This is a genomic window from Streptomyces sp. NPDC057307 (assembly GCF_042667665.1).
Taxonomy (GTDB): Bacteria; Actinomycetota; Actinomycetes; order Streptomycetales; family Streptomycetaceae; genus Streptomyces.
Map to the genome: position 1 here is coordinate 1 of NZ_JBHUZM010000058.1, position 22,552 is coordinate 22,552.

Genomic DNA, 22,552 nt, shown 5'->3' on the forward strand with positions numbered 1-22,552 from the left:
CGGATCACCCCTGTGATCCGGGCCGTCGTCGCGTACAGCGCGTCGCTACTTCACCTCGCGCGGCAGCCGCAGACTCAGGAGCCCCGTCAGGACGATGGCCGCCAACTGCACCAGCAGCGTCACCGTCAGGGCCGTGCCCATCCCCGCGCTGTCGGTCAGGCTCAGGAAGAGCGACCCCAGCGTCGCCACCCCCAGTGCCAGCGCGGACTGCTGCGTCGTGATCATCACGCCGCCGCCCACACCGGCCCGCTCGGGCGGTACGTCGGACAGCACGATCCGGAAGATGACGGGCAGTTGGAGGCCCTGGCCGAAGCCCGCGATCGCGGTGCCCGGCAGCAGGTCCAGCGCGCCGATCGAGGGCCAGTCACGCCAGACCGTGAACGCCAGCAGCGCGATACCGACCGCCTGGAGCACCGCGCCCGCCGTCACGACCAGGCTGCCGTGGCGCCGTACGAGCCGCGGCCCGGCCAGCGTGGCGAAGAAGAAGGCCACCGCGCACGGCACCAGCGCCACCCCGGCGGCGACGGCCGTCATACGCAGCCCCTGCTGCATGGCGATCGCGATGACGAACATGAAGCCGCCGAAACCGATCGAGAACGGCAGCACGAGCGCCAGTCCCCGGCGCAGCGAGACGAGCGCGAACAGGCTCGGCGGGACCAGCGGTGTACGGCCCTGCCGGTCGGCGCGCCGCTCCACGGCCAGGAAGGCGAGCGCCGCGACCGGGAAGGCCGCCAGTGACACCCAGGTCCAGACGGGCCAGCCGGCCGCGCGGCCCTCGGTGAGCGGCGCGAGGAGCGTCATCAGGGCGACGGCGAGCAGCACCGTGCCCGGTACGTCGATGGGCGCGGGCCGCTGGGAGCGGGTCTCCGGCATCGTACGGAAGGCGAGCACCAGCCCCGCGAGGGCGATGGGCACGTTCACCAGGAAGATCGCGCGCCAGCCGCTGCCCGCGATGTCGGCGGCCACCAGCACACCGCCGAGTATCTGGCCGATGACCATGGAGAGCCCGGCGGTGGCCCCGTACAGGCTGAGCGCCTTCGCGCGCCGGTGCCCCGACGTCGCCGACTGGATCGTGGCCAGCACCTGCGGCAGCATCAGCGCGGCGGCGGCGCCCTGGGCGACGCGGGCGCCGACCAGCGTCCAGGCGTCGGGCGAGAGTCCGCAGGCGAGCGAGGTCAGACCGAAGGCGGCCATGCCGGCCATGAAGAGGCGACGGCGGCCGAACATGTCGCCGAGCCGGCCGCCGAGGACGAGCAGGACGGCGTAGCTGAGTCCGTAGCCGGCGACCACCAGCTCCAGCAGGGCGGGGCCCGCGTTCAGGTCGTGCTCGATCGTCGGCAGGGCGACATTGACGATGAAGAAGTCGATCAGCGGGAGCGCGGCACCCAGGAGCACGGTGAACAGACCGAGGGGGCCCAGCACGGACCCGTGGTCGTGGACGACGGCCGGTTCGGTGCCGGTGGGTGCCGTGGTGCCGGTGGATACCGAGGTGGTGGTTGCCGTGGTGCCGGTGGGCGGCGCGGTGGATGTGGAGAGAGGTGCGGATGTTCTACTCACCTCACCGAGAATCCTTCAGCCCGGACCCTGGTACCAGAGTGTCTTTATCCTGGTAGAGGAAGTACCTGGTAATGGGCTGAGGTGAGGGAGAGACTGGGGCGATGACCACCGTGGTCCGCGAACCGGACATCCGACGGCACGAACTCGCGGGCTTCCTGCGCAGCAGGCGCGAGCGCATCACCCCCGAGCAGGTCAGCCTGCCGCGCGGCAGCCGCCGCCGCACCCCTGGCCTGCGCCGCGAGGAGGTCGCGCACCTCTCCGCCGTGGGCGTCACCTGGTACACGTGGCTGGAGCAGGCCCGGGACATCCAGGTGTCCGCCCAGGTGATCGACGCCCTCGCCCGCGCGCTGCTCCTCGACAGGAGCGAGCGCGCGCATCTGTTCGCGCTGGCGGGTGCCGTCGACCCGGCCCCCGGGACGCCCTGCCCCACCATCACGCCCGCCGTGCGGCTGATGCTGGAGCGGCTGGATCCGTTCCCGGCCTGTGTGCAGAACGGGCGGTACGACATCCTGGCCTACAACCGCTCGTACAGCACGCTGATGTGCGACCTCGACGCGCTGCCGCCCGAGGACCGCAACTGCCTCTGGCTCGCCTTCACCAACGAGGAGTGGCAGTCCGCACTCGGCAACCGCGCGGAGACGGTCCGGCTGATGGCCGCCCGGTTCCGCGCCGACATGGCGGAGCACCTGGCCGAGCCCGCCTGGAAGGCGCTGCTCGGACGGCTGCGCGCGGCGTCGCCCGAGTTCTGCGAGATCTGGGAGCGGCACGAGGTCGTCGGCCTGGCCTCCAAGACGAAGAGGTTCGTCAACGCGCGGGTGGGCGCGCTCAGTCTTGAACACACCAACCTCTGGCTGAGTCCGGGCAAGGGCAGCCGCATGGTCTCGTACGTCCCGGTGGACGACGAGTCCCGCGAACGCCTGGAGCGGCTGCACGAGCTGACGCGCGCCGGGGTCTGACCGCGGCTTCCGGGGGCGTCAGTCCTCGGTGCGGGCCCCTTGCCGGTGGTGTTCGAGCACCTTGGCCATGAGTGCGGTCAACCGGTCGCGCTCCTCGGCCGAGAGCGGCGCCAGCAGCGCGTCCTGCGCCCCGTCGAGAGCCTCACCGGTCCGCCGCAGCGCCGCCTCCCCGTCCGGGGTGAGCGTGATGACGTTACGGCGCCGGTCGGCCGGGTCGGGGGCGCGTACCGCCAGCCCCCGGGCGGCGAGTTCGTTGACGGCGGCCACGACGTAACTGCGGTCGATGGCGCACCTGCGGCCCAACTCGGCCTGGCTGGACGGGCCGAACTCGGCGAGGGCCGCCAGCAGCGCGTAGTGGTAGCGCCCCGCACCGGTCGCGTCGAACGCCTCGCCCGTCAGCCGCGCGGCGTGCGTGGCGGTCTGGGTGATGAGCCAGCTCGGGGTGGCACGCAGCCGGGCCGGTGCGCGGTGCGCGTCGGTGGTGTCCATGCCCGGGAGCCTAGTGGCGTGCTCGGACGGCCCCGTAACTGGACGAAAGACGCGGGCGGAGCGGCGATGTCGGGAGGTCCCTGGTGCGGCCGATCGGGGAGAAGAGCAGGATCAGCGCGGCGAGCGGCACACCCGCGGTGGTGATCCACATCGCCGTACGGATACCGAGCACCGTCCCGAGCGTGCCGCCCAGCAGCGCGCCGAGGGGGATGGTGCCGTAGTTGAGGAAGGCCGTGCTCGCGGTGAGGCGGCCGAGGAGTTCCGGCGGGCAGTAGCGCTGCTGGAAGCTCGCCTTGATGACGTTGCCCGCCACCACGCCGGCCGCCACGCAGAATCCGCCCGCGACGTAGAACAGCACCCCGGCTCCGCCGACGGTCAGCGGGATCAGCAGCGCGAACACGGCCAGGCCCAGCTCGAAGACCAGCGTGGCGCGTGCGGTGCCAACCCGCGCCGCGACGCGGCGCGCGACGAACGCCCCGGCCACGCCGCCCGTACCCGCCGCGGCGACGAGTCCGCCGACCGGGCCCGGGTCCAGGCCGACGGTGCGCACCAGGAAGACCACGAGGATCGACTGATACCCCATCAGGGCCAGGTTGGACGCGGCGCCGAAGAGCGTCAGCGTACGGAGCCAGGGGTCCCGTGCCACCAGCCGCAGACCCTCGCCGACCTCGGCGGCCAGCGCGCCGCGCGGGCGGGTGCCCCTCGGGACGCGCGGCTCGCGGTGGCGGATGCGCGACAGACACAGGAGCGATACGAGAAAAGTGGCCGCGTTGGCGAACATCCCGTTCACCGCGCCCGCCAACTGCGCGATCAGACCGCCCGATCCGAGCCCGGCGATCTGCGCGGCGGACGCGCTGCCGTGCAGTTTGGCGTTGCCCTCGGGCTGGTCCTCGGGGGCCAGGACGGTGGGCAGATACGCGGTGTACGCGGTCTGGAAGAAGACGGCCGACGTGCCCGTCAGCAGCGCGACGCCCACCAGCAGACCGACGCTCAGCAGCCCGGCCCACGCGGCGAGCGGGACGGCGGCGAACAGCACCAGCGAGACCGCGGCCGCCGCCAGCATGATCGGCCGGTGCCGGGTCCGGTCCACCCAGGCGCCGACCGGCAGGCCGATGACCAGCCAGGGAGCCCAGGTCGCCGCGGTCAGCAGACCGACCTCGAACGTGCCCGCGTCCAGGGTGGCGACGGCGATCAGCGGCATCGAGACCCCGGTCACCGACGTACCGAACTTGCCGGCGGTCTCGCCCAGCCACAGCAGCCGGAAGTCGTGGTGGCGGCGCAGCAGACCGCCGCGTATCGCGCCTGTTCCGGACTTCACCGGGGGTCACGCCGCTTGCGGGGGAAGGACTGGAGCTGTACGACGACGGGCAGGGCCACGGGGTCGCCCGTACCCGTACCCGTGTCCGTCGCCGGGTCCGCGCCGTCGGTGGGGGCGGGTGTGTGGCGGGCGATGACCTCCATCAACTCGGCGTTCAGGGCGCGCAGTTGATCCGGCGTCAGGCGCAGGTCGTGCCAGTCCGAGATGGTGCCGGAGGCCCGCCAGCCGTCGTCCCAGTCCTCGTTCAGATAGTCCGTGACCCGGTTGAAGTACTGGCCCACCAGCTCGTGGAGATAGACGGAGAGCGCGCCCCGGCTGCGCGGGTCGTCGCGGAAGTCCGCGGTGTTCAGCTCGTTCGGGACGCCGGTCCTGCGCCACCAGCGCTCGCGCTTGGTGCCGCGTCCGGTCTCCTCCTCGATGAAGCCGTGCTCGGCGAGATGGCGCAGATGCCAGCTGACGGTGCCGGTGTTCTCGCCGAGGCGCTCCGCGAGGCCGGTGGCGGTGGCGGGTCCGTCGAGGCTGAGCAGTTCGAGGATGTTCATCCGCAGGGGGTGGGCGAGCCCGCGCAGGCTGCGGGCGTCGATACGCCGGGTGGGCCGGGCGGGCGGCGGCGAGGAGGGCTCGGGTGCGTCGGGCATGGCGGCATCGTATGTTGCAGAGGCTCCTCTGCATAGGAGTATCTGCAGAGGAGCCTCTGGAACATGGGAGGCGGGGTGTTACCGGGCGCCCTGCCCCGCCCCTCCGGCCGGGGAGTCCGGCACGCCCGCCGGATCGAGCCGTTCCGCGTTGCGGCGCGCCGTACCCAGCGCCCACTTGCCGCTGGTCAGCGCGCCGACCCCCAGCACCGACACACCGAGCCCGGTGATGATCCACCACGCGGGGCGGCTCGCGTCCGCGAAGGCCGCGTTGCCGATGGCGCCGCGCCGCGTGACCGCCGACGCCGCGCCGGCCGCCAGCACCGCCCCGATCACGGCGACCCCCAGCGTCGTCCCGATCTGCCGGCTCGTCGACGCGACCGCGGCGGCCACCCCCGACTGCGACAGCGGCATTCCGGACACCGCCGTGTTGGTGATCGGGGCGTTCACCATGCCGAAGCCGATACCGAACAGCACATAGCCCGTGAAGAGCAGCCCCAGATGTGTCTCCGCCTCGAGAACCGCGAACATCAGCCCGCTCGCCGCGAGGGCCGTGCCCGCGATCAGCAGTGGGAGGCGCGCCCCGTACGAGCCGACGAGCCGCCCCGACAGGGGCGCGCAGACGAAGGCGAGCGCCGCCATCGGCAGCATGTAGAGACCGGCGTCCAGGGCGGAGAGATTCCGGACGTTCTGCAGATAGAGCGTGTTCATGAACAGGAAGCCGCCGAGGGCGCCGAACGCGCACACGGCGATGACCGTCGCCCCGCTGAACGGCGCGCTGCGGAAGAAACGCAGATCGATCAACGGCTCGGCGCGCCTCGGCTCGTACAGGATCAGCCCCGTCAGCGCGCACACCGCGACCCCGGCGAAGCCCAGGATCAGCGGCGACGTCCAGCCGGCGGTCGGCGCCTCGATGATCGCGTACGTCAGCGCGCCGAGGGTCGCCATGACCAGCAGCTGGCCGACGGGGTCGGGGCGGCGCGGCTTCGCGGCGCGCGACTCGGGGACGTACCGCCAGGTGAGGATGAACGCCGCGATCCCGACCGGCACATTGATCAGGAAGATCGCGCGCCAGCCGACCGTCTCCACCAGCAGCCCGCCGATGAGCGGCCCCGCCGCCATCGAGATACCGACGACGCCGCCCCAGATCCCGATCGCGCGGGCGCGCTCACGCCGCTCGGTGAAGACGTTGGTGATGATCGACATCGCGACCGGGTTGAGCATCGAGCCACCGACGGCCTGCACCATCCGGAAGGCGACCAACGACTCCAGATTCGGCGCCACCGAGCACAGCGCCGAGCCGAGCGTGAAGACCACCAGCCCGGTCTTGAAGACCCGCCGTCTGCCGATACGGTCGGCCGTGGAGCCCGCGAGCATCAGCAGCGAGGCGATGACCAGGGTGTACGCGTCGATGGTCCACTGCATCCCGGCGACCGTGGTGTGCAGGTCCTTCTCCATGGACGGCAGCGCGACGTTGAGGACCGTGGTGTCGAGACTGACGATCAGCAGACTCATGCAGCAGGTCCCCAGGATCACCATCCGTCTGCGGGGACCGCACTCCGCCGCGGACTCCTCGGACGGCTCGGGCGGCGGCTCGGGCGGGGGCTCCGGCGAGGACGTGGGGTGGGGAGCTGGCATGGGGCGATGGTAAGTCCGGCACCCCGGCGGCCCCTCGCCCGCCATGCGCGACAATGGACGGATGACCGCTCCGCTCGCCCCGTCCCCCGCGCCGCCCCGCACGCTCTCCGTCGGCCCGTACCCCGTACGCCCGCCCGTGGTGCTCGCGCCGATGGCCGGGATCACCAACGCCCCGTTCCGGACGCTGTGCCGGGAGTTCTCGGGCGGCAAGGGGCTGTTCGTCAGCGAGATGATCACCACGCGGGCGCTGGTCGAGCGCAACGAGAAGACGATGCAGCTCATCCGCTTCGACGCCACCGAGACACCGCGCTCGATCCAGCTGTACGGGGTCGACCCGGGCACCGTCGGCAAGGCCGTCCGCATGATCGCCGACGAGGGCCTGGCCGACCACATCGACCTGAACTTCGGCTGCCCCGTCCCCAAGGTCACCCGCAAGGGCGGCGGCTCGGCCCTCCCGTACAAGCGGCCCCTGCTGCGCGCGATCCTGCACGAGGCCGTGTCGAACGCCGGGGATCTGCCGGTCACCATGAAGATGCGCAAGGGCATCGACGACGGCCATCTCACCTATCTGGACGCGGGCCGCATCGCCGTCGAGGAGGGCGTCACGGCGATCGCCCTGCACGGCAGGACGGCCGCCCAGCACTACGGCGGTACGGCCGACTGGGACGCCATCGCCCGCCTCAAGGAGCACGTCCCGGAGATCCCCGTCCTCGGCAACGGCGACATCTGGTCGGCCGACGACGCGCTCCGGATGGTCCGCGAGACCGGCTGCGACGGTGTGGTCGTGGGGCGCGGCTGCCTCGGCCGGCCGTGGATCTTCGGCGATCTGGTGGCGGCCTTCGAGGGTACGGGGGAGCTGGCCCGGCCCGCGCTGCGCGAGGTCGCCGGGGTCATGCGGCGGCACGCGGAGCTGCTGGGGGAGTGGATCGGGGACGAGGCGCGCGGGGTGATCGACTTCCGTAAGCACGTGGCCTGGTATCTGAAGGGCTTCTCGGTCGGCTCCGAGATGCGCAAGAAGCTCGCGATCACCTCGTCGCTCGCCGAACTGGACTCGCTGCTCGGTGAGTTGGACCTGGACCAGCCGTGGCCGGACGGCGCCGACGGGCCGCGCGGGCGGACGTCGGGGAACAACCGGGTGGTCCTGCCGGACGGCTGGCTGAAGGACCCGTACGACTGCGCGGGCCTCGGCGCGGACGCGGAACTGGACACGTCGGGCGGCTGATCCGGGGGGCCGGAGGCCGAGGGCCAAGGGCCAAGGGGGGATCGGCGGTCCCTGGATGGGTGGTGCCTTCATCCGCGCTCCGGCCCGGACGACAGTTGGTCGCATGACCACGAACGAGAACCAGAACGAGAACCAGAGCGCGAACACGACCGACGACCGGCGGACCGTCGCGCTGATCACCGGTGGAAACCGGGGACTCGGCCGGGCCACGGCGCTCGCGCTCGCCGAGGCCGGCACCGATGTGATCCTCACCTACCGGTCCGGCAAGGACGAGGCCGCCTCCGTCGTCGACGCCGTCTCGGCGCTGGGCCGTACCGCCGTCGCGGTCGAGCTGGACACGACGCGGTTCGACACGTTCCCCGCCTTCGCCGCCTCCGTACGGGACGCCCTGCGCACGACCTGGGACCGCGACAGCTTCGACTTCCTGGTGAACAACGCGGGCGCGGCGACACTCACCCCGGCCGGCGAGACGCAGGCCGAAGCCTTCGACCTGATGGTCGACGTGCACTTCAAGGGCGTCTTCTTCCTTACCCAGACACTGCTGCCGCTGATCGCGGACGGCGGACGTGTCGTGAACCTCTCCACCGGACTGACCCGGTTCGTGGGCGAGGGCATGTCCGTGTACGCGGCGGCGAAGGGCGCCGTCGAGATCTGGACGAAGTACCTGGCCCAGGAGTTGGGCCCGCGCGGCATCAGCGTCAACGCGGTCGCTCCCGGCCCGATCGCGAACGACTTCGGTGGCGGCATGGTGCGGGACAACAAGGAAGTGCGCGCCGCCCTCGGCGGGCAGACCGCCCTCGGGCGGGTCGGCGAGTCCGAGGACATCGGCGGGGTGATCGCCTCGCTGCTGTCGCCGGGCACCGGCTGGATCACGGCGCAGCGGATCGAGGCGTCGGGCGGTTCGCGGCTCTGAGAGGTGGCTCTGAGCGGCGGCGCGTGCGCCGTCCGGTACACGCGCCGCCGCGCTCTGCCAGCATGGGGGCGGCCCACACCGGCCGCCCCCACTCCCACTCCCACCCCCATCCCGACCTCGACCGAGACGGAGGCCCCCGTGGACAGGGCGCAACTCGCGGACTTCCTCCGCACCCGCCGCGAAGCGCTGCAGCCCGAGGATGTCGGCCTGCCGCGCGGCCCCCGCCGCCGTACGCGTGGGCTGCGCCGCGAGGAGGTCGCCGCGCTGAGCGGCATGTCCACCGACTACTACAGCCGTCTGGAACAGCAGCGCGGCCCGCAGCCCTCCGAGCCGATGCTCGCCGCCATCGCGCGCGGTCTGCACCTGTCCCTGGACGAACGCGACCATCTGTTCCGTACGGCGGGGCACAACACCCCCAGCCGGAGCCTGCGCGGCGACCACGTCAACCCCGGCATCATGCGGATCCTGGACCGCCTGGGCGACACCCCCGCCGAGGTCGTCACCGCCCTCGGCGAGACGCTGGTGCAGACCCGTCTCGCCGTCGCGCTGCTCGGCAAGGAGACCGAATTCACCGGCCTGGAGCGCAGCCAGGTCTACCGGTGGTTCACCGACCCCCGCACCCGGCGGATCTACCCGGAGGCGGACCACGCGCTGCAGGGCCGGTTCCTCACCGCCGGTCTGCGCACCGCCTACTCCCACCAGGGCTCCGGCTCCCGCGCCGGTGAGATCGTCGAGGCGCTGCTGGAGCGCAGCGAGGAGTTCGCGGAGGTGTGGCACCAGCACGAGATCGGTGTACGACGTCTGGACGACACCAAGCGCGTCCAGCACCCCGAACTCGGCACACTCGAACTGCACTGCCAAGTCCTCTACGACGCGGACCAGTCGCAGGCCCTGCTCGTCTTCACCGCGACGCCCGGCACCGAGAGCCACCAGAAGCTCCAGCTCCTGCCGGTGCTGGGCGACCGGCAGCCGTACGTCTGAGCATCCGTACGGCTACGGCGGCAGGCGCCGACTCAGGGATTCTGGAAGGTGACCTCCGGGTGAGCCGGGGACGGCCCGTCCAGCAGCGGCTGGTGGGCGCCCCGTAGCTCCTGGTCGAAGAAGGCCCCCACGTACGCCGTGGTGATCGCACCCGACCGGTCGCCGGGCAGTGGCGCCGACGGGTCGGTCATGCCGAGCTGGCCCGCGAGGAGCGGCAGGTCGATGAAGGTGAAGTGGCCGGAGCCGCGCACCGTGAGCCAGCGCTTCCAGCCGTCGAGGTGCTGCCAGGTGCTGGGCCAGGTGGTGTCCGTGCCGGAGGGCGCGTGGCTGCCAGGGGCGCCGAGCATCAGGAAGGGGCGGCCGCCGAGGCCGGCGGCGGGGACCGGCTGGAAGAACGTGCCGTCCATGTTCAGGCCCGCGCGGATCCGGTGGTCGGCGCTCATGGCGTGGGCCGAGGCGTTGCCGCCGAGCGAGTGGCCCGCCGCACCGACGCGCTTCGGGTCGATCATCGCCGCGTGCTTCCAAAGGGCCCCGGGCCTTCCGGCCGCCGGACGACGGGTCAGTTCGTCGAGGACGAAGGAGATGTCGGCCGCGCGGTCGACGGCGGCCCTGGCCAGCCGGTCACGTGAAGCCTCGTCGCTCGGTGCGGCGGCGAGGACGTCGCACGCCGCGCAGGTGAGGGTGCGCCCGCCGGGGAAGCTGGTGCCGAACGATTCGTACGCGTGGTCCAGCTGGGCCACCACGTAGCCGCGCGAGGCGAGTTCCTCCGAGAGGGTGGTGAGGACTCCCCGCGTCAGGCTGAAGCCGGGGGAGAGCACCACCAGCGGGTGCTTGCCGCCGACGGGACGCGCGCCGACGCGCGCGTTCGTCAGCGTGCCGGTGACCTGCTCGACGGTGACGACCCCGTCGAGCTGCCGGCTCTCCAGGAGCAGCCGGGCCTCGTTGGCTGTCAGGTAGGGGGCACGGGTGCCGGAGCCGTCCGCGCGGGCGGGGTAGTACATCGACACCATCAGCTCGCGCGCGCCGGCCGTGGGTACCCACGGGTCACGGCGGCTCTGGTCGACGAGGTGACGGACATCCCGGCCGACCGCGAACGGGCCGGTGGGGCGGGGGATTTGGAGCACGGGGGGAGTGGGCGTGGGCGCGGACGCGGGCTCGGCCGTCGTGGTCGACGGCTGGGCGTGGGCGCCGGGCGACGCGGTGGCGGCCGACAGCGGCAGTGCGAGAGCGAGGACAACAGTGACTGCCCTGAGGCGAGTTCGGTTCATGAGGGGGAGCCTAGGAACGGGGCACTGCTCGCCGTACTGACGAAAGTCAACCCTCGTCCCTGTCTTCCGGCGCCAACTCCCCTTGCGGCCACGTCTGTTGTGGCGGCGTCGGCTACGAGGGCGGCACAAGCCCCGCCTCGTGTGCCACGATCGCCGCCGCCGCCCGGTTGTCCACTCCCAAACGGGCGAGGATCGAGCTCACGTGCGCCTTCACCGTCCCCTCCACCACATGCAGGCGGCGGGCGATCTGCCCGTTGGAGAGCCCGCCGCCCAGGCAGATCAGTACGTCGCGTTCCCGGCCGGTGAGTGCGTCGGTCCTGGCGCGGGCGGCGGCGCGGCGACCCGCCATGGCGCCCGCGCCGGTCGCCGCGAGATGCGCGACGACGCGGGCGGCGACCTTGGGTGACAGATAGGCGGCGCCTTCGGCCACCGCGCGGACTCCGGCGATCAGCTCCTCCGGTTCTCCGGACTTGATCAGAAAGCCGGCCGCGCCGCCGCCGAGCGCCTGGAGGATGTAGTCGTCCTCGCCGAACGTCGTCAGCATGATGACGTTCGTGTCCGGCACGGTGGCGCGGATCTCCGCCGCGGCCTCGATGCCGCCCAGGCCGGGCATACGGATGTCGAGGACGGCCACGTCTGGACGGTGACGCCGGGTCAGCTCCACGGCGTCGCGTCCGTCGCCGGCCTCGGCGACGACGTCCATGTCCGGGGACGTGGACAGCACGGCACGCACTCCGGCGCGGATCATCGGTTCGTCGTCGGCGATCAGTACCCGGATCATCGCGGGCCCGTCCGGTCGCTCATGGGGTGAGGGCGTCCAACGACACCAGGGTGTCCCGCCGGTAGCAGAGCCGGTAGACGTCGCCGGAGCGATCGTCGAAACGGTCGGCCGTCATCGCGTAGTACTCGCACGTCGTTCCTCGCTCTCCCGGTTCCGCGCCGGGCGGCCGTCGGTTCGTCTCGCGGTCGGGCAACAGCGGTTCCACCGCGGACCTTTCGAGCCCCACCCGCAGACGGGCGTAGTCGCCGGGTTCGAGCACCGACCGTGCCGCCGACAGCATCTCCCATCTGGCGAGCGCCCCGCTCAGCAGCGCCGCCGTGACCAGGGGCAGCATGACCGCCGCGATCAGGGTTCTGGTGACGCGGCGGCGCGCGTGGCGGTGTTCGTGGGGCAGCTCGCCGGTCGACCGGTGCGGGTCGGACGGTGGTGGGCGTCGGACCGGCGGGGCGTGCGGAATGCGGGCCCGGACGGTGAAGCCTCCGTTGCGAGGGCCGTACTCGAAGGTGCCGCCGGTCAGCCGGACCCGTTCGTCCAGGCCGATGAGACCGCGTCCCGCCTCGGCCGTCACTGTCCTCTTCCGGGACGGCGGCAACGACGCCGACGATCGCGTGGGACCGTTCTCCACCGCGACGGTCGTTTCCCCGGGCACATGCCTCACCCGCACCGTCGCCGTCGCGTCCGGCGCGTGCTTGGCGACGTTCGTCAGCGCCTCCTGTACGACGCGGTGGGCGGCCCGCCCGACCATCGGCGGCAGATCCGTCGGCTCACCGTCCACACACAACTCGACCGCCAGCCCCGACGCGGACGCCTCATCGGCCAGCCGGGCGATACCCGTCCCCTGTCCCTCCGGAGCCCCGTCGGTCTCCTCGCGCAGGACGCCGATCACCTCGCCCAGCCGCTCCACGGCCGCCGCCGCCCTGGTTCTGATGTCCCCGGCGACCGCCCGGTGTTGTTCCTCAAGGCCGGGGGCGAGCTTCAACGCGCCGGCCGACAGCGCGATCAGGCTGAGGTCGTGGCCGAGCACGTCGTGCATGTCCTGGGCGATCCGGGCCCGCTCGCGCGACCTGGCCTGCTCGGCGACCAACCGCTGTTCGCGTGCCAGCTGTTCGGCCCGCTCCCAGCCGGCCTGCGTGAGGTCCTGCCACTGGCGCCAGAACCGCCCCGCGAACCACGGCAGCATCCCCCCGAAGGTCACCACCGCGACGAACGTGCCCCCGAACGCGTACCAGGCGGGAACGGTGGTCACCGCCACCACCCCGGCCGCGAGCACCGCGACCAGCAGGAGTGCGGTCGGACCCGTCCTGCCGGGCCGGCGCCCCGCCAGGAACGCGGCGAGCACCGTCGGCACGGTCCACCACAGGCTCACCGCGCTCAAGCCGGCGCCCACCGAGGCCGCCGCCGTCAGAAGACTCCCGGAGGAGAGGGCCCTGCAGGCCGTCGCGCTGTTCACCCGTACGACCGTACGGAGCGCGAGGACGTTCCGACACTGCCGAAAGTCCAATCAACGGCCGGCGACGCCCGGTGCCGCGTGGCGTTCGAGCGGCGCCGCCGCGGCCGAGTTGGAGACGCTGAAGGCGACGGTGCCCGCGCGGTAGCGGTCGTCGGTCCACTCGATGGGGCGGCCCGCCGCCGTGTACGTGAGATACCGCTGGCGCAGCAGCGGGCTGCCCCGGCGGACCCGCAGGAGTCTGGCGTCCTCGCTGCCCGCCGCGAGCGCGTCGATCAGATGCTCGCCGTAGTGGGCGACTATGCCCGCGTCCGCCGCGATGCTGTCCATGATCGAGACGCAGTCGTCGGGCAGCGCCCGGACGGCCGGGGCCACCCAGTCCGTGTAGGCGGTGCGCTCGACCAGGACCGGCTCGCCGTCGAGGTGGCGCAGCCGCAGCACGTCGAGGACCTCGCTGCCGGGGGTGATGCCGAGGCGGGCCGTCTCCTCGGCGGTGGCCGGGCGGGTCGTACGCGTCAGGATGCGGCTGGCGACCTCGCTGCCCATCGCCCGCGCCCACTGCGCGAAGCTGTTGAGCTGCTGGAAGCTGTGACGCCGCTCCTGGCGCAGGACGACTCTGCGGGCCCCCTGGCGGGAGCCGATCAGTCCCTCGGAGGCGAGCAGCCCCACCGCTTGGCGGACCGTGCCGCGCGAGGCGGACCACCGGGCCGCGAGATCGCTCTCGGACGGCAGGCGCGCGCCGATCGGGTACTCGCCGTCCAGGATCGACCGGCGCAGCGACTCCGCGATCTCCAGATAACGCGAACCAGCCGAACCAGCTGATCCCGTCGAACCCGCCGATCCCGCCGATCCCGTTGACCCCGACGAACCAGCCGATCCCGCCGATCCCGCCGAACTCGGTGAACCCGCCACGCCGTTGCTCCCCCCACGCCGATCGGTCGTGCCGGTCGGTCAGCCGGCCCGGCTGTGCACACGTACGCCGGTACGCGGATGTCTCCCCGGCACCGTACCCGCTCCCACGCCCCCGCTCCCCACCCTCCCGAATTCCTGTGCCGATCAGGTGCTTTGTGGGCGTTTTTGTCTTCCGCGGCCTGTGCTGCGACGGCCATCGGCCGTTCACCCCCCGGCCATCCGCACCGGGCGAACTGATCCCAGCTTGTCTGAACAAGTTGAGCCATCGGCTCGAACCCTCATCGCCTCCGGGAGACTCCGCGTGACCCGTATCCGCGTACGCGCCAACGGCCGGCTCATCGCCGCCCTGGCGCTCAGTACCGCCGCACTCACCACGCTCACCGCCTGCGGTGCGAAGTCCGACACGTCCGCCGACGCCGACACGGCCGGCGGTGTGAAGGCCGGCGCGGCCGCGTCCGTCGCGGACTTCGGCGGCATGGACGCCCTCGTCGCCGCGGCCGAGAAGGAGGGCACGCTCAACGCGATAGCCCTGCCGCCGGACTGGGCGAACTACGGCGAGATCATCAAGTCCTTCGAGGCGAAGTACCAGGTCGAGGTCAAGGTCGAGACGCCGGACGCCGCCAGCGCCGACGAGATCAACGCCATCAAGTCCCGCAAGGGCCAGGACCGCGCCCCCGACGTCGTCGACCTCGGCATCCCCTTCGACCGCAGCGGCGCCGCCGAGGGCCTCTTCGCCCCGTACAAGGTGACGTCCTTCGACAAGATCCCCACGGCCCAGAAGGACCCGAACGGCCTCTGGTACAACGACTACGGCGGCTACATCTCCATCGGCTGTGACGCCGAGCGCATCAAGACCTGCCCCACCACCTTCGCGGATCTCCTCAAGCCCGAGTACAAAGGCAAGGTCGCGCTCAACGGCAACCCGAACAAGTCCGGTTCGGCCTTCGGCGGCGTCTACGCGGCGTCCCTCGCCAACAAGGGGAGCTTCACCGACATCCAGCCCGGCATCGACTTCTTCGGCAAGCTGAAGAAGAGCGGCAACTTCATCCCCGTCGAGTCCACCCCCGCGACGGTCCAGAAGGGCGAGACGCCCATCTCGATCGACTGGGACTATCTGAACGCCGGCTACGCCGACCAGTTCAAGGGCAAGGGCGTCGACTGGCAGGTCGCCGTACCGACCGACGGCGTGTACGCCCAGTACTACTCGCAGGCGATCAACAAGGACGCGCCGCACCCGGCCGCCGCCCGCCTGTGGATGGAGTACCTGTACAGCACGGAGGGCCAGAACCTCTTCCTGAAGGGGTACGCCAGGCCCGTACTGCTGCCCTCGATGACCGAGGACGGCTCCGTCGACAAGACGTTCGTCACCAAGCTGCCCAAGGTCGACGGCGACCCGACGTTCCCCGAGGCCGCCGATCTCGACAGCGTCAAGGCCGTGCTCGCCGAGAACTGGGACAAGGCCGTCTCCTGATGCCCGTCGCCGCCTCCCCGCCCGCTCCGGGCACCGCCGACGGCACCCGCCGTCGGCGGCGGGCGCCCCGGCCGCGCGCCTGGCTCGGGGCACTGCCGCTCCTCGTCTTCGCCGGTGTCTGCTTCGGACTGCCCGCCGCCGCCGTCGTGTACGGAGCCTTCACCACCGAGGACCCGGTCACCGGGGCCACTTCGGCCACCGGCGCGAACGTCACCACCTCGCTCCAGGGGCCGTATCTCACCTCCCTCACCGGGAGCGTCGAACTGTCCGCGCTGACCGCCCTGATCGGCACCGTCCTCGGCATGCTCATCGCCCAGGCCGTCGTCACCTCACGGCGGCGCGCGCTGCGCGAGTCCGTCCTCACCGCGTCCGGCGTCCTCGCCAACTTCGGCGGCGTGCCCCTCGCGTTCGCCTTCGTCGCGACCCTCGGCATCTCCGGTGTCGTCACCCAGCTCGCGCACCTCGACGCGGCGGGCTGGAATCTGTACTCCTTCACCGGACTCGCCGTGATCTACCTCTACTTCCTGGTGCCGCTGATGGTGCTGGTCAGCGTCCCCGCGCTGGACGGTCTGCGCCCGCGGTGGCGCGAGGCCGCGCAGAACGCCGGGGCCACGGACGCGCAGTTCTGGCGCCATGTCGGGCTGCCGGTCCTCGCCCCCACCCTGCTCGGCGGATTCGTGCTGCTCTTCGGCAGCGCCTTCGCCGCGTACGCGACGGCCGCCGCCCTCGTCGGCGGATCCGTGCCGCTGGTCACCCTGAAGATCGCCGCCGCGCTCTCCGGGAACGTGCAGGTCGGCCAGGAGAACGTGGCGCTCGCGCTGAGCCTCGACATGATCGTGATCGCCGGTGCGGTGATGGCGCTCTATCTGCCCCTCCAGCGACGGAGCACCCGATGGCTGCACTGACCCCGACGGCGCCTTCAAAGGAAGCGGCGCCCGCCGTGTCCTTCGTACGGAGGAGGAACCGCCCCCGCGTCTGGCGCGGCGCCGTACTGGCCCTGGCCGGGGTCTACTTCGTCGTACCCCTGCTCGCGTCGTTCGTCTTCACCGTCCATACGCCGGGACAGGGCGTCTCCTTCGAGGCGTACACCGGCATCCTGTCGGCGGACGGCTTCGCGGACAGCCTGCTGCTGTCGCTCGGACTCGCCGCCTGCACCATCGCGCTGTCCCTGCTGCTGGCCGTGCCCGCGCTCGTCGCCGTACGGCTCGGGGCGCCGCGGCTGCGGCCCGTCGTGGAGATCGTCTGCATGCTGCCGCTGGTGGTGCCGCCGATCGCACTGGTCAGCGGGATCACCACCGTGCTGCGGTGGGGACCGGAGCACCTGTCCACGACGCCGCTCTACCAGACGTTCATCGTCGTGCAGAACGAGTCGTTCCCGCTGGTGCTGGTGATCGCGTACACCGTGCTCGCGCTGCCGTTCGTCTACCGCTCGCTGGACGCGGGACTGCGCGCCGTCGACGTCCCCACGCTGGTGGAGGCCGCGCGCAACTGCGGGGCGAGCATGCCGTACGTGATCCTCCGCGTCGTCCTGCCCAACCTGCGCTCGTCGCTCGCGGGGGCCTCGTTCCTCACACTGGCGCTGGTCCTCGGCGAGTACACGATCGCCGCGCTGCTCGGCTATCAGCCGTTCGCGGTGTGGATCGTCACCATCTCCGGCTCCCAGGCGCAGACATCGGTAGCGGTGTCGCTGCTCAGCCTGCTGATCGCGTGGGCACTGCTGATGGCCCTGTCCCGCGCGGGAGCGCGCGCGGGCGCCGACGCCCCAACTCCCCTCTCCGGCAAGGAGTAGCCACCATGTCAGCCACCACCACGCTGCCCGGCGACGGGGCCGCCGCGGCGCCGGACGCACCCGGCGCGCTCGTCGAATTCCGCGGTCTGCGCCGGGAGTTCGGCCCCACGGTCGCGCTCGACGGCCTCGATCTGACCGCCCGCCCCGGCGAACTCCTCGCCCTGCTCGGCCCGTCGGGCTGCGGCAAGACCACCGCGCTGCGCGTCCTCGCGGGCTTCGAGCACCCCGACGCCGGTGACGTGCTCGTGGACGGCCAGGACATCACCCGGGTCCCGGCCAACCGCCGCGACGCGGGCATGGTGTTCCAGTCGTACAGCCTCTTCCCGCATCTGAGCGCCCGCGACAACGTGGCCTTCGGGCTGCGCGTACGGAAGGTGTCCGCCGCCGAGCGGCGCACCCGCGCCGCCGAACTCCTCGACCTCGTCGGCCTTCCCGCGCACGGCGACCGCTTCCCGCACCAGTTGTCCGGCGGCCAGCAGCAGCGGGTCGCGCTGGCCCGCGCGCTCGCGCTGCGCCCCCGCGTCCTGCTGCTCGACGAGCCGCTGTCGGCGCTCGACGCGAAGGTCAGGCTGTCCCTGCGCGAGGAGATCCGGCGGCTCCAGCTCTCGCTCGGCATCACCACGATCTTCGTCACGCACGACCAGGAGGAGGCGCTGTCGATGGCCGACCGGGTCGCCGTCCTCAACGCGGGCCGGCTCGAACAGTGCGCGCCGCCCGCCGAGCTGTACGAGCGGCCCGCGACGGCCTTCGTCGCCGAGTTCGTCGGCACGATGAACCGGCTGCCGGGACGGCTCACCGACGGCGGCCGGGTGGCGGTCGCCGGAGTCACGCTGCCGGTGGACGGCGAGGTCCCGGCGGGCCGCGACCTCGATGTGGACGTGCTGATCCGGCCCGAGAACGTCACGGCGACCGCCGACGAACGGGGGACGGCCACGGTCGTCTCCGCGTCGTTCTTCGGGTCCGTGACGCGTGTGCTGCTCGATCTGCCCGGCGGCGGCACCGTGAAGGCCGACATGCCGTCACGGGACGCGGGGGCACTGGCACCGGGTGTCCGGGCCACGGTCCGGCCCGCCGACCGCCCGGTGCTGGTCGTCGCTCCCGAGGCCGGGGCGGGCGCGTGAGGGCGCCCGCGGCCGTGCTCTTCGACATGGACGGCACCCTCGTGGACACCGAGACACTGTGGTGGGAGTCGGCCGCCGAGGTCGCCGCTGGCCTCGGCCACCGCCTTTCGGACGCCGACGCGGGCGAGGTCGTGGGCCGCGCCGTCGCCGACACGGCCGCGCATCTCGTACGGGTGACGGGCACGCCGTCCCTCGAAGCCCCGGACGGTCCCGCGCCGGACGGTCCCTGCCCGAACGCGGTCGCCGCCGACCTCGCCGCCTGCTTCCTCCGGCGCGTCGAGGCGGGCGCGCCGCCGCGCCCCGGAGCCCGTCGGCTGCTGGCCGCGCTGGAAACCGCGGGGGTGCCGTTCGCGCTGGTCAGCGCCTCACCGCGGACCGTGGTCGACTCGGTCGTCGCCGGCTCCCTGGCCGAGGTGGCCTTCGCCTTCACGCTGTCGGCGGACGACACCGTACGGACCAAGCCGCACCCGGATCCCTACCGGGCGGCGGCCGAGCGCTTCGGTGTGGCGGCCGGGGCGTGCGTGGCCGTGGAGGACTCCCCGGACGGCACGGCCTCCGCCGAGGCCGCCGGGTGCCCCGTCCTCGTCGTCCCCTCGCTCCTGCCGGTGGCACCGGGGGAGGGCCGGTACTTCGCGGGCAGCCTGGAGGACGTGGATCTGGCGGTGCTGGAGGCGGTGCTGGAGGGCGTGATTCTCGCCACGTCTGATTGATCCTTCGCTCAGACGAGCGGTTGGCGTGCGACTGCACTTCCGGAAGGGGTGGCACTGGGTGCCACCCCTTCCGTGTTCGAGAGGTGAACTCAGAAGTCGCGATACCAGCTCAGATGAGCGGGTTATGTCATGCAAAGGTCATGCCCGGTTCGAGGCGTGAAGGGGGGTGGGGCGGGTGACCCCCCGGCATACGCATTCGATCCAGTGGCGGACGGGTGGTTGCGGCCGTATGACGGACAAGTGGACATGTCCAGGCACCTTCGATCTGGGTATGTTCCTCGCCGTCAGGGCAGCCAGCGCCTCCCGGAGGAGTCGAGATCCGTGTCGGAAAGCAAAGACACCCACGTAGCGGCGGACAACGCCCCACAGGACCAGAAGTTCGTCTACGACTTCACCGAGGGCAACAAGGATCTCAAGGGCCTCCTCGGCGGCAAGGGCGCCAACCTCGCCGAGATGACCAACCTCGGACTGCCCGTCCCTCCGGGCTTCACCATCACCAGCGAGGCGTGCAAGGTCTACCTCGCCACCGGCACGGAGCCCGCCGCCCTGCGTGCCGAGGTCAGCGCGCACCTCGACGCCCTCGAAGCGACCATGGGCAAGAAGCTCGGCCAGGCCGACGACCCGCTGCTCGTCTCCGTACGGTCCGGCGCCAAGTTCTCCATGCCCGGGATGATGGACACCGTCCTCAACATCGGGCTCTCGGACAAGTCCGTCGCCGGCCTGGCCAAGCAGTCCGGTGACGAGCGCTTCGCCTGGGACTCGTACCGCAGGCTCATCCAGATGTTCGGCAAGACGGTCCTCGGCGTGGACGGCGACCTCTTCGAGGAGGCGCTGGAGGAGGCCAAGCGGGCGAAGAAGGCCGCCACCGACATCGACCTCGACGCCGGCGACCTGAAGAAGCTGGTCAAGCAGTTCAAGAAGATCGTCGCGCGCGACGCGGGCCGTGACTTCCCACAGGACCCGCGCGAGCAGATGGACCTCGCCATCCGCTCCGTCTTCGAGTCCTGGAACACCGACCGCGCCAAGCTCTACCGCCGCCAGGAGCGCATCCCCGGCGACCTAGGCACCGCCGTCAACATCTGCTCCATGGTCTTCGGCAACCTCGGCCCCGACTCCGGCACCGGTGTCGCCTTCACCCGCGACCCGGCCAGCGGCCACCAGGGCGTGTACGGCGACTACCTCCAGAACGCGCAGGGCGAGGACGTCGTCGCCGGCATCCGCAACACCGTGCCGCTCGCCGACCTGGAGACCGTCGACAAGAAGTCGTACGACCGGCTCATGGAGATCATGGAGATCCTGGAGACCCACTACCGGGACCTCTGCGACATCGAATTCACCATCGAGCGCGGCGAGTTGTGGATGCTCCAGACCCGCGTCGGCAAGCGCACCGCCGGTGCCGCCTTCCGGATCGCGACCCAGCTCGTCGACCAGGGCCTGATCGACGAGGCGGAGGCGCTCCAGCGCGTCAACGGCTCCCAGCTCGCCCAGCTGATGTTCCCGCGCTTCGACGACGGCGGGAAGGGTGCCGAACTGCTGGGCCGCGGGATCGCCGCGTCACCCGGCGCCGCCGTCGGCAAGGCCGTCTTCGACTCGTACACCGCCGTCAAGTGGTCGCGCTCCGGCGAGCGGGTCATCCTCATCCGCCGTGAGACCAACCCCGACGACCTGGACGGCATGATCGCCGCCGAGGGCATCCTCACCTCGCGCGGCGGCAAGACCTCGCACGCCGCCGTCGTCGCCCGCGGCATGGGCAAGACCTGTGTCTGCGGCGCCGAGGAGCTGGAGGTCGACACCAAGCGGCGCCGGATGACCGTCGGCAAGACCGTCGTCGAGGAGGGCGACCTCGTCTCCGTCGACGGCTCGACCGGCAAGGTCTACCTCGGCGAGGTCCCGGTCGTCCCCTCACCGGTGGTCGAGTACTTCGAAGGCCGCATGCACGCGGGCGCCGACGACGCCGACGAACTGGTCGAGGCCGTGCACCGGATGATGGCGTACGCCGACCGCCGTCGCCGGCTGCGGGTGCGCGCCAACGCCGACAACGCCGAGGACGCGCTGCGGGCCCGCCGCTTCGGCGCGCAGGGCATCGGACTGTGCCGCACCGAGCACATGTTCCTCGGCGAACGCCGTTCCATGGTCGAGAAGTTGATCCTCGCCGACACCGACGACGAGCGCGAGCAGGCACTGAAGACCCTGCTGCCGCTCCAGCGGAAGGACTTCGTCGAGCTGTTCGAGGCGATGGACGGACTGCCCGTCACCGTACGGCTGCTGGACCCGCCGTTGCACGAATTCCTGCCCGACATCACGGAGTTGTCGGTACGGGTCGCGCTCGCCGAGTCCCGCGAGGACCACAACGAGAACGACCTGCGGCTCCTCCAGGCCGTGCACAAGCTGCACGAGCAGAACCCGATGCTCGGACTGCGCGGCGTACGGCTCGGCCTGGTCATCCCCGGACTGTTCGCGATGCAGGTACGGGCCATCGCCGAGGCCGCGGCCGAGCGGAAGAACGCCAAGGGCGACCCGCGCGCCGAGATCATGATCCCGCTCGTCGGCACCGTCCAGGAGCTGGAGATCGTCCGCGACGAGGCAGAACAGGTCATCGCGGAAGTACGCAAGACCACCGGGATCGACCTCAAGCTGTCGCTCGGCACGATGATCGAACTGCCGCGTGCCGCACTGACGGCCGGTCAGATCGCGGAAGCCGCCGAGTTCTTCTCCTTCGGTACGAACGACCTCACCCAGACCGTGTGGGGCTTCTCCCGCGACGACGTCGAGGCGAGCTTCTTCACCGCGTACCTGGAGAAGGGCATCTTCGGGGTGTCCCCCTTCGAGACGATCGACATGGACGGCGTCGGCGCGCTCGTACGCAGCGCGTGCGAGGCCGGCCGCAGGACGCGGCCCGATCTGAAGCTGGGCGTCTGCGGCGAGCACGGCGGCGACCCCGAGTCGGTGCACTTCTTCCACGAGGTGGGCCTGGACTACGTGTCCTGCTCGCCGTTCCGAATCCCCGTGGCACGCCTGGAGGCCGGGCGCGCGGCGGCGGAGTCGGACGGTACCGGCGACTCGCGCTGACACCGCGGCCCGGCTTCCGCGGCCCGGCTTCCGCGGCCCGGCTTCCGCGGCCGCGCCGAATGTGAAATTGCTTACTCTCCCTTCCCGGAACGGATAAGGCCGGGAGACCAACAAATCGGGGCGCGGCCGGTGGATCCCCACCCATCGGCCGCACCCCATTTTCAGTCGGACGCGGAGCCGCAACCCTCACCGACCGCCGCCGAGCGAGCAAAGCCCCCCACGGCCTTCACTGCGCCTTTCCGGTGGCTCGGGTTTCGCGCCTGACCTGGTACAGC

At 71.8% G+C, this 22,552-nt stretch carries 19 protein-coding genes; 10 read left to right on the forward strand and 9 right to left on the reverse strand.

Annotation, left to right across the window (positions count from 1 at the left end; genetic code table 11):
- Positions 1–45 precede the first annotated feature (45 nt).
- Positions 46–1,557, reverse strand: a complete 1,512-nt coding sequence (locus ACFUN8_RS20420) for an MFS transporter (RefSeq protein ID WP_383639334.1) — start codon at positions 1,555–1,557, stop codon at positions 46–48.
- 101 nt (positions 1,558–1,658) lie between these two features.
- Between ACFUN8_RS20420 and ACFUN8_RS20425 the strand changes: the two genes are divergently transcribed.
- Positions 1,659–2,513: a helix-turn-helix transcriptional regulator gene (locus ACFUN8_RS20425; RefSeq protein ID WP_383639337.1), complete on the forward strand. Its 855-nt coding sequence runs from the start codon at positions 1,659–1,661 to the stop codon at positions 2,511–2,513.
- Positions 2,514–2,531: 18 nt separating this feature from the next.
- Here the strand turns inward: ACFUN8_RS20425 and ACFUN8_RS20430 are convergent, their stop codons facing one another.
- From ACFUN8_RS20430 to ACFUN8_RS20445, 4 genes are all read right to left on the reverse strand, one after another.
- Positions 2,532–3,002 (reverse strand): MarR family winged helix-turn-helix transcriptional regulator, encoded by a 471-nt coding sequence (locus ACFUN8_RS20430; protein ID WP_383639338.1) that lies wholly within the window; start codon positions 3,000–3,002, stop codon positions 2,532–2,534.
- A gap of 10 nt (positions 3,003–3,012) precedes the next feature.
- Positions 3,013–4,320 (reverse strand): MFS transporter, encoded by a 1,308-nt coding sequence (locus ACFUN8_RS20435; protein WP_383639341.1) that lies wholly within the window; start codon positions 4,318–4,320, stop codon positions 3,013–3,015.
- Positions 4,317–4,958 (reverse strand): helix-turn-helix domain-containing protein, encoded by a 642-nt coding sequence (locus ACFUN8_RS20440; protein WP_383639344.1) that lies wholly within the window; start codon positions 4,956–4,958, stop codon positions 4,317–4,319. Before ACFUN8_RS20440 ends, ACFUN8_RS20435 begins: the two co-directional genes overlap by 4 nt.
- A 78-nt stretch (positions 4,959–5,036) precedes the next feature.
- A complete protein-coding gene (locus ACFUN8_RS20445; protein ID WP_383639440.1) occupies positions 5,037–6,494 on the reverse strand; it encodes an MFS transporter in 1,458 nt (485 codons plus the stop codon).
- Between the two features lie 142 nt (positions 6,495–6,636).
- Between ACFUN8_RS20445 and dusB the strand changes: the two genes are divergently transcribed.
- The 3 genes from dusB to ACFUN8_RS20460 all read left to right on the forward strand — a co-directional run bounded on the left by dusB (position 6,637) and on the right by ACFUN8_RS20460 (position 9,709).
- Positions 6,637–7,815, forward strand: a complete 1,179-nt coding sequence (dusB, locus tag ACFUN8_RS20450) for a tRNA dihydrouridine synthase DusB (protein WP_383639347.1) — start codon at positions 6,637–6,639, stop codon at positions 7,813–7,815.
- A gap of 103 nt (positions 7,816–7,918) precedes the next feature.
- Complete coding sequence (locus ACFUN8_RS20455; protein ID WP_383639350.1) at positions 7,919–8,728, forward strand: SDR family NAD(P)-dependent oxidoreductase; 810 nt, start codon at positions 7,919–7,921, stop codon at positions 8,726–8,728.
- A gap of 138 nt (positions 8,729–8,866) precedes the next feature.
- Positions 8,867–9,709: a helix-turn-helix transcriptional regulator gene (locus ACFUN8_RS20460; protein WP_383639353.1), complete on the forward strand. Its 843-nt coding sequence runs from the start codon at positions 8,867–8,869 to the stop codon at positions 9,707–9,709.
- Between the two features lie 32 nt (positions 9,710–9,741).
- Here ACFUN8_RS20460 and ACFUN8_RS20465 read toward each other — a convergent pair whose 3' ends face one another.
- From ACFUN8_RS20465 to ACFUN8_RS20480, 4 genes are all read right to left on the reverse strand, one after another.
- Positions 9,742–10,977, reverse strand: coding sequence for an alpha/beta hydrolase family protein (locus ACFUN8_RS20465; RefSeq protein ID WP_383639356.1), 1,236 nt, complete (start codon positions 10,975–10,977; stop codon positions 9,742–9,744).
- Between the two features lie 112 nt (positions 10,978–11,089).
- The gene (locus ACFUN8_RS20470) at positions 11,090–11,758 is read right to left on the reverse strand and encodes a response regulator (RefSeq protein WP_383639359.1); all 669 of its coding nucleotides are present in this window, start codon (positions 11,756–11,758) and stop codon (positions 11,090–11,092) included.
- A gap of 19 nt (positions 11,759–11,777) precedes the next feature.
- The gene (locus ACFUN8_RS20475) at positions 11,778–13,208 is read right to left on the reverse strand and encodes a sensor histidine kinase (RefSeq protein ID WP_383639362.1); all 1,431 of its coding nucleotides are present in this window, start codon (positions 13,206–13,208) and stop codon (positions 11,778–11,780) included.
- A 51-nt stretch (positions 13,209–13,259) separates the two neighbouring features.
- Positions 13,260–14,000: a GntR family transcriptional regulator gene (locus ACFUN8_RS20480; protein WP_383639443.1), complete on the reverse strand. Its 741-nt coding sequence runs from the start codon at positions 13,998–14,000 to the stop codon at positions 13,260–13,262.
- A gap of 418 nt (positions 14,001–14,418) precedes the next feature.
- Here ACFUN8_RS20480 and ACFUN8_RS20485 point away from each other — a divergent pair, with 418 nt between their 5' ends.
- From ACFUN8_RS20485 to ppdK, 6 genes are all read left to right on the forward strand, one after another.
- A complete protein-coding gene (locus ACFUN8_RS20485) occupies positions 14,419–15,588 on the forward strand; it encodes an ABC transporter substrate-binding protein (RefSeq protein WP_383639366.1) in 1,170 nt (389 codons plus the stop codon).
- Positions 15,588–16,493, forward strand: a complete 906-nt coding sequence (locus ACFUN8_RS20490; protein ID WP_383639369.1) for an ABC transporter permease — start codon at positions 15,588–15,590, stop codon at positions 16,491–16,493. The genes ACFUN8_RS20485 and ACFUN8_RS20490 overlap by 1 nt, the downstream gene beginning before the upstream one ends.
- Positions 16,481–17,377, forward strand: a complete 897-nt coding sequence (locus ACFUN8_RS20495; RefSeq protein ID WP_383639372.1) for an ABC transporter permease — start codon at positions 16,481–16,483, stop codon at positions 17,375–17,377. The genes ACFUN8_RS20490 and ACFUN8_RS20495 overlap by 13 nt, the downstream gene beginning before the upstream one ends.
- A gap of 5 nt (positions 17,378–17,382) precedes the next feature.
- Complete coding sequence (locus tag ACFUN8_RS20500; protein ID WP_383639375.1) at positions 17,383–18,498, forward strand: ABC transporter ATP-binding protein; 1,116 nt, start codon at positions 17,383–17,385, stop codon at positions 18,496–18,498.
- Between the two features lie 26 nt (positions 18,499–18,524).
- A complete protein-coding gene (locus ACFUN8_RS20505; RefSeq protein ID WP_383639446.1) occupies positions 18,525–19,208 on the forward strand; it encodes an HAD family hydrolase in 684 nt (227 codons plus the stop codon).
- A gap of 321 nt (positions 19,209–19,529) precedes the next feature.
- Positions 19,530–22,277, forward strand: a complete 2,748-nt coding sequence (gene ppdK / locus ACFUN8_RS20510) for a pyruvate, phosphate dikinase (protein WP_383639378.1) — start codon at positions 19,530–19,532, stop codon at positions 22,275–22,277.
- The last annotated feature ends 275 nt before the right edge of the window (positions 22,278–22,552 follow it).

Coding starts and splice junctions, on each gene's coding strand:
- ACFUN8_RS20425 (WP_383639337.1), top strand. CDS start 1,659: ATGACCACCGTGGTCCGCGAACCGGACATCCGACGGCACGAACTCGCG.
- ACFUN8_RS20430 (WP_383639338.1), bottom strand. CDS start 3,002: ATGGACACCACCGACGCGCACCGCGCACCGGCCCGGCTGCGTGCCACC.
- ACFUN8_RS20440 (WP_383639344.1), bottom strand. CDS start 4,958: ATGCCCGACGCACCCGAGCCCTCCTCGCCGCCGCCCGCCCGGCCCACC.
- ACFUN8_RS20445 (WP_383639440.1), bottom strand. CDS start 6,494: ATGGTGATCCTGGGGACCTGCTGCATGAGTCTGCTGATCGTCAGTCTC.
- dusB (WP_383639347.1), top strand. CDS start 6,637: ATGCGCGACAATGGACGGATGACCGCTCCGCTCGCCCCGTCCCCCGCG.
- ACFUN8_RS20455 (WP_383639350.1), top strand. CDS start 7,919: ATGACCACGAACGAGAACCAGAACGAGAACCAGAGCGCGAACACGACC.
- ACFUN8_RS20465 (WP_383639356.1), bottom strand. CDS start 10,977: ATGAACCGAACTCGCCTCAGGGCAGTCACTGTTGTCCTCGCTCTCGCA.
- ACFUN8_RS20470 (WP_383639359.1), bottom strand. CDS start 11,758: ATGATCCGGGTACTGATCGCCGACGACGAACCGATGATCCGCGCCGGA.
- ACFUN8_RS20490 (WP_383639369.1), top strand. CDS start 15,588: ATGCCCGTCGCCGCCTCCCCGCCCGCTCCGGGCACCGCCGACGGCACC.
- ACFUN8_RS20495 (WP_383639372.1), top strand. CDS start 16,481: ATGGCTGCACTGACCCCGACGGCGCCTTCAAAGGAAGCGGCGCCCGCC.
- ACFUN8_RS20500 (WP_383639375.1), top strand. CDS start 17,383: ATGTCAGCCACCACCACGCTGCCCGGCGACGGGGCCGCCGCGGCGCCG.
- ACFUN8_RS20505 (WP_383639446.1), top strand. CDS start 18,525: ATGGACGGCACCCTCGTGGACACCGAGACACTGTGGTGGGAGTCGGCC.